Below are 5,569 nucleotides of genomic sequence, written 5' to 3' on the forward strand. Positions count from 1 at the left end.
AAAAAAGATTTAAAGTTTTCAATAAAAAACATCAATTTTAAGAATGGGAACTTTCGTTATACCGATGTTTTAAAGAAGAACACCATTGAGTTTGAGAAGATGGATTTGGAATTGCCTCTGATCGCCTGGAATAATGAGAAATCGGAAATGGGCGTGGAGTTTGCCATGGGCAATAAGGGGAAGGTTCGAGTGAATGCCGATGTCGATCATGCCAAGAATATTTATGCTATTGATTTGGTTATGCAGGCCATTGATTTGGATCCAATAAAGGCGTATTTGACTGATTACATCAATATTTCGTCTATTTCAGGTCAATTAAACACAAGCATTCAGCTAAAGGGGAGTATGGACAAGCCTGTGGATTTGATTGTGTCGGGGCAGACCAACTTAATAAATTTTGAGATGAAAGATGCCGATGAGAAGAAGCTTTTTGCTGCTAAAACGGTTAATGTGGACTTGGATTCCTTGAATTTAGGGACGTCACATTTCGAAATAGGAGCAATTCATATCGACTCTCCTGAGATTTATGCCAGTTTGGATTCTGCTTCAACAAATTTCGAAAGACTACTTAGCCCTATGACGCAAGCTGATACTTTGGCTGTTGATACCATTACCACTCAAATTGATACGGTATCAAATCTATTTTATCAGGTTAAAAGTATTTCGGTGAACAATGGTTTATTGAGTTTTACGGATAATACCTTAAATCGTCCTTTCGTTTACGACCTGAAAGCTATTGATATAAAAATGGGAACATTATCTGAGAAAGCAGACTCAATTCCTTTATCATACTCAATGAATTTACATGGCTCAGGTCGCTCGGTAGGTGAGGGAACCTTTAGTTTGAAAGATTTCACGTCTGTTTCATTTAAAAGTCATGTAGAGAATCTGGAAATGATGAGCTTCTCGCCCTACACAGAGTTTTATATTGCTCGCCCAATCACGCAAGGGGAGTTTAATTACAAAACCAGTATCGAAATGACGGGTACTACGCTTAAGAATAAAAATAATATTCGTATTTCAGAATTGGATTTTGGAAACAAAACCAAGGATAAGAATACCTTAAAAGCCCCCGTTCAATTGGCTCTTTATCTCTTGAAAGATAAAAACGATTTAATTGCATTCGACTTACCTGTATCGGGAAATCCATCGGATCCAGATTTTAGAATTGGGAAGATCATCTGGAAAACCTTGATGAACTTTCTGGTTAAAACAGCCAGTCAGCCCTTTAATATACTGGGAAATTTAGCTGGAGGAGATCCTGAGAGTATAAAAACCATTCCTTTCCATTTTCTTCAGGATAGCCTGGATGCAACGCAAAAGAAAAACCTGAGAAAGATTGGAACAATTTTAACTAAAAAGGACGAACTGAGCTTCTCATTTGTTCAGGAAACAAACTTGCAGAAAGAGAAAGAATTTTTGGCTCTTAAGAGTTCTATAAGAACATTCTGTAATTCTAAAAGCATATCATTCCCAGATATTGATGATGATCAACTGATAAATTGGGCGACTGCAAATATTGACTTCATGGCTTATCTAAATTCTAATTCAGAAGAGGGAGTCAGTTTGTCTTCTCTGTGTATTCAGAATGTTGGAAAATCAGAGCTCGATTCTGTGTTTATGAACTTGCTTAAAACTCGAAATACTGTTCTTAATACTTTTATGAAGGATAGTTTGGCATTGGATGAGGCATCTTTCAAGATAAAAACAGCCGACCTAAGAAATATGCCAGAGCAGTTAAAATCACCTAATTATAGAGTAGAGGTTTCTTTAAAATAGAAACCCCAGACGTTAATCTGGGACTTCAAAGCTCAATTGTAAGTGATTCAGAAATACATTTTAAGCCTAATAGAATTTTCCATACTTCCATAAACCTTCTTGCGGCCTAATTGACATGACTGGTATTTGTTTGTCATTAGCCATTAGGCTGTAATTTTCCGATTTGAAAAAGAAGTTATTAAATCTAGATTCTTTCTTAGTGGCATTTAAAATTAAATCAGCATGTTTGTTCTCGGCAAAATTTAGCATACTAAGCTTAAAATTCTGACAAGTTAGTTTCTCTTCCTCATATTTAATATCAAAACGTTTCAGGTAGTTACGAGAAAATTTTAAGTTCGAACTAACTAATTCATTTCTTAGGGAGTAATCACAATCTGGGTAAACCAGATAGATTTTTGGATTACAATTTTTTGCGAATTCTTGTACCCAGGCAAGGTTTGTTTTGCTTTGTCTACTGTGATCAATAGGGCAAATAATTGTGAGTTGATCCGTTTTTAGTTTTGGCTGTTGCACCACAACGGATGGAATAATAGAACCTGTAATGGCATTCATGACGTAATGACCAATAAAACGTTGCAAGCCTTTAAAACCAGGAAGACCGCCAAATATCATCAGAGAATTTAATTCCTGAGCAGCCTCTTTTAAGCCGTCTGACATATTGCTAATCTTAACGATTGTTTTTACTTTTTTGCCCTCGTGCTCCCATATTTCCTGAACGGATTTATCAAGAGCAGCTTGTGTATCCTTAACCAAAGATTTATCTTTTACTGTGTGCAAAAGATAAATATCAAATCCTGTTTGTTCAGAATAAAAAAGAGCATGGCTTAAGGCATATTCAGCATACTGGCTAAAGTCCCAAGCAACTAGAATTGTTTTTTCATTTTTCGTCATGTTTTCGTCAGTTGTAAGTAAAGTAATCCATCTAAACTACAATATAAATGGGCTTTATTTGGATGTGAAACGACTTGATAAGGGAACAATAAAACCTGAAAGTATACCTTGATTTGATATTCTTGCCTTGGCTTTATTAATTGAACTATCCTTCATTAAAACTTCTGTAAGTACTGGATAATCAGCAAGCAAAGTTATATTAATTTATTGATCACTAAAATGTTAATAGTGCGGGAGTTAAGAGTAAATGCTCCTTATTTATAGATATATGGGTGAGCATAAGAAAATGGAAGGTAAACACATCATATTTAGCTATTTCAATAAATTATGTTTTGATGAATGTTCGATAATATTACAGTAAGTGAAATAAATTAAAGAATATGCCTTCAATCGTCTGTAGGTCAAGATGAAAGATTATTGGTTGAGTTTTTTAGTCAAAGGAATCAGTTCTTTTGTAATAATATAGGTAGTGAAAAATGTGCTTATGTAGGTATTGATATTTTCGATGGTGATCACGAGAATAAAACCGAAGAAAAGATTAAATTTGTCGGAATGCGATCTAAAGGCCAGATTTTATATTCAGATCTAGTAAAGGCTTGGCAACCTATTTGTTTCGCTTGTAGAAAGAATTTTCAATAATACTTATCGATGACCAAATTCACACACTTACACGTTCACTCTCAATATTCCATTCTCGATGGCGCTTCTAAAATTAAGCGTATGATCGATAAAGTTAAGGAAGATGGCATGCCTGCTATTGCCCTAACTGATCATGGAAATATGTTCGGGATTAAGGAGTTTCATGCTGCGGCCACCTCAAGTGGGATAAAACCGATTTTGGGTATTGAAGCTTATGTGGCTCGTCGTACACGTTTCGATAAGAATGATAAAAAGGATAGATCGGGATATCACCTGATTATTTTGGCTAAAAATAAGGTAGGTTATCACAATTTAATGCGACTAGCTTCTTTAGGTTATGTCGATGGTTTTTATTACAAACCTCGTATTGATAGAGAATTACTTGAGAAACATCACGAAGGTTTGATCATCTCAACAGCTTGTTTGGGGGGCGAAGTGCCTCAGCACATTATGAATGAGCGTTGGGCCGATTTGGATGAAACGATTAATTGGTATAAGAATCTGTTTGGAGAGGATTATTACTTAGAGATCATGCGTCACAAAACGAATGATCCTGTTAAGAATGCCGATATATATGATAATCAGGAGTTGTGTAATAAGAAGATTCTTGAATTATCGCAAAAGCACGAAGTGAAAGTGATTGCGACCAATGACTCTCACTTTTTGAATGAAGATGATGCCGATGCACATGATTTGCTCATTTGTTTGAATACGGGCAAGGATTTGGATGATCCGACACGAATGCGCTACACAAAGCAGGAATTTCTTAAGACGACTGCTCAAATGAGTGAACTCTTTGCTGATATTCCAGAAGCCATTGCTAATACTCAAGAAATTGCGGATAAGGTTGAGAATTATGAGTTAAACGTTCCACCATTAATGCCTGATTTCCCACTTCCTGATGGTTTTGATGATGCTGACGTTTTCTTACGCCATCTGGCTTATGAAGGAGCTTACGAACGTTGGGGGAAAGATCTCCCAAATGATATCATTGAACGATTAGATTTTGAGTTGGAGACCATTAAAAAGATGGGATTCCCGGGTTATTTCCTAATCACATGGGATTTTATCAAGGCAGCTCGTGAGATGGAGGTAATTGTAGGGCCTGGTCGTGGTTCAGCAGCCGGATCGGCAGTAGCTTATTGCATTAAAATTACCAATATTGACCCGATTAAATACGATTTGCTGTTTGAGCGTTTCTTAAATCCTGATCGTATTTCCATGCCCGATGTCGATATCGACTTTGATGACGATGGACGTCAGCAGGTGTTGGATTGGGTGACTGATAAATATGGACATGATAAAGTGTCTCACATTGTAACTTTTGGAACCATGGCTGCTAAATCATCTATCAAGGATGTGGCACGTGTTCTCAAATTACCACTATCAGAGGCCAATCGTTTGGCTAAACTTGTTCCTGATGGTCCTAAAGTGAGTCTGGCAAAGGCTTTTAAAGAAGAACCTGAACTTGAGCGAGAAAGAACTTCAGATGATGACCTGATATCACAAACACTTGGTTTTGCCGAACATCTAGAGGGTTCAGTTCGTCAGACTGGAGTACATGCTTGTGGTATTCTGATTGGTCGTGATAATCTGACTGAACACATCCCTATCATGAAGGTCAAGGGGGTTAACCTGTTGGTTACTCAGTACGATGGTCGCTTTGTAGAGGATGTTGGGATGCTTAAGATGGACTTTCTGGGTCTGAAAACCTTGTCTATTATCAAGGACACCCTGGCCAATGTGAAGCTTTCTAAAGGAATTGATATTGATATCGATACGATTCCTATTGATGATGAGAAAACATTTGAGCTTTTCTCTCATGGTGAAACAACAGGTATCTTCCAGTTTGAGTCACCAGGAATGAAAAAGCACTTGAAGGGTTTGAAACCTAACCGTTTTGAAGACTTAGTGGCTATGAATGCTCTTTATCGTCCGGGTCCAATGCAATATATTCCCAACTTTGTGAATCGTAAGCATGGGGTTGAGGAGATTGTCTATGATCATCCTATTATGGAAAAGTATCTGAAGGATACCTACGGGATTACAGTTTATCAGGAGCAGGTGATGCTCCAGTCGCGAGCACTGGGAGGATTCACTCGTGGTATGTCAGACTCCTTGCGTAAGGCAATGGGTAAGAAGAAAATTGCTGAAATGGATAAGCTGAAAGTTAAATTTATCGAAGGCTGTTTGGCCAATGAGGAATTTATGGAAGGCTTTGAAAAAGAAGTGAAAGGTAAAGGGAAAACCTTTAAGATGA

3 protein-coding genes are annotated in these 5,569 nt (G+C 37.2%); 2 read left to right on the forward strand and 1 reads right to left on the reverse strand.

The genetic code is table 11. The features are described from left to right. On the forward strand, positions 1-1,779 hold a 1,779-nt coding region (locus ABY905_RS13390), incomplete at its 5' end, for a DUF748 domain-containing protein (RefSeq protein ID WP_372644705.1). 66 nt (positions 1,780-1,845) lie between these two features. On the opposite strand, the gene ABY905_RS13395 is transcribed toward ABY905_RS13390, so the two are convergent. Continuing rightward, positions 1,846-2,670, reverse strand: a complete 825-nt coding sequence (locus ABY905_RS13395) for a universal stress protein (protein WP_372644707.1) — start codon at positions 2,668-2,670, stop codon at positions 1,846-1,848. Positions 2,671-3,318: 648 nt separating this feature from the next. Here ABY905_RS13395 and ABY905_RS13400 point away from each other — a divergent pair. Further along, on the forward strand, positions 3,319-5,569 hold a 2,251-nt coding region (locus tag ABY905_RS13400), incomplete at its 3' end, for a DNA polymerase III subunit alpha (RefSeq protein WP_372644709.1).

Source organism: Ancylomarina sp. (assembly GCF_041555295.1).
Lineage (GTDB): Bacteria > Bacteroidota > Bacteroidia > Bacteroidales > Marinifilaceae > Ancylomarina.

What these genes read in the sequence shown, in the direction of transcription:
- ABY905_RS13395 (WP_372644707.1), bottom strand. Translation starts at nt 2,670, where the DNA reads ATGACGAAAAATGAAAAAACAATTCTAGTTGCTTGGGACTTTAGCCAG.